Here is a 1551-nt window from a genome sequence, read left to right as displayed (position 1 = left end):
GTGTAACTAAGCACGGCTTCTTCCTCGAAATAGCCGACCAGACGGTGGGCGGTCTTGCTTGAAATCAGATAGAGGAAGAAGAAAAAGATGTAGAAAACCCACTGCACAGTCAAAATAACCATCCGCTCGAACCAAGATGGCTGCGCGATTTCGATGAAGGTCATCAAATGCATCCGCTCATTCTCCGCTTCGTCCATCAAGGTGCGGATCCAGCCGAGGTCATCCTGCATCAGCCGAAGGGCACGCAGATGCGATAAGGTCGCCCCGACCATACCCGGCACGCCAGCGACCGTTTCCAAAACGATCGCACGATTGCCGTATCGCTTGGCAAAAAATGTGTCGGCGCCCCAGCGGAGCGTTTTAGTTATGCGCAATGCAAACCAGTCCGAGAACCCGACGGGTTTATTATGGGTAGATTGAATGTCGCTGTAGTAAGACATAAGCTTGTTCCAATGATAACGTGTTCTGTTAACGCCCATTGGCCCACCTTGGGCAATGCAAAATCAGATTGCTCTGAGTTTACTTTTTTGCAACTCTCGTTGTATCAGCAGCAAAAGGTTGGATCGCAGAGCCTCGGGTCAAACCGTTTCGAGCCGAAGAAAAATTTCTGCGGGTAAAGTGGCTAGGATCTGTTGACAAAGGGGATTCCCAAAAGGGCCAGTATCTGATTCAAGGTAGCTTTTGGGGAGGCTATCTTGATCCGGGGTTTGATGAGCGACGAGGAATGGGCTTGCCTTGAGCCATTCGTGATCGAGCGCGGGCCGCGCAGCGGGCGTCGTCCGAGGAACCATCGGCTTGTTCTCGATGGGATTTTCTGGATTGCGCGAACAGGCGTTGCCTGGCGCGACCTGCACGAACATTTCGGCAAGTGGTCGTCGGTTTACCGCCAGTTCCGGCGCTGGACGCTGTCCGGCTTGTGGGAGTTGCTACTCGAAGCGTTCAACGACAGCGGCGGCGGCAAACCCAGCCTGCAAATGATCGACAGCACAATAATCCGGGCGCACCATTGTTCAGCCGGCGCTAAAGGGGGACTCCGTGCCAGGGTCTTGGCCGCTCAAAAGGTGGCTTTACGACCAAGATCCATCTCCGCATCAATGCGCTGGGCCTACCCATAGCCTTTGCTCTAACCGGCGGCGAAGTCTCCGATTTCAAAGGCTATCTGCCGATCATGGATGCCGATGGGCCAGCACCCAAGGTGCTACTGGCGGATAAAGGGTATGATGCTGATTTCATTCGCCAAGATATGTAAAGGCGCGGCGGCATTGCGATGATCCCGACCAAGCGTAACCGGCTGATCCAACTGCCGGTCGATCCCGACATTTACGCCCTGCGCAACATGGTCGAACGATGCTTCAACAAGCTCAAAAACGCCCGAAGGCTGGCCACCCGATACGACAAAACCGCCGACAGCTATCTCGGCTTCATCCACCTCGTCTCAATCCGCCTGTGGATGCGTGAATTTGTCAACAGGTCCTAGTGATGCAATACGCTGTCTGACATTAGGCATTATGTGCTCCGATGGGTTCGATTGTGGTGTTTTCGGTGTTTTGA

At 53.9% G+C, this 1551-nt stretch carries 1 protein-coding gene and 1 pseudogene; one reads left to right on the top strand and one right to left on the bottom strand.

Annotated elements, in window-relative coordinates:
• Window positions 1-440 (bottom strand): alternative oxidase (locus U1739_RS20925; RefSeq protein WP_332710550.1); only part of this gene is annotated, 440 nt, incomplete at its 3' end.
• Between the two features lie 270 nt (window positions 441-710).
• Between U1739_RS20925 and U1739_RS20920 the strand changes: the two are divergent.
• A pseudogene (locus U1739_RS20920) lies at window positions 711-1477 on the top strand (IS5 family transposase).
• The last annotated feature ends 74 nt before the right edge of the window (window positions 1478-1551 follow it).

It is taken from the genome of Parasphingomonas puruogangriensis (genome assembly GCF_036663635.1).
Taxonomy (GTDB): domain Bacteria; phylum Pseudomonadota; class Alphaproteobacteria; order Sphingomonadales; family Sphingomonadaceae; genus Sphingomonas.
Note: the sequence above shows the minus strand (reverse complement) of the source record. Positions and strands in the feature narration are given on the sequence as shown.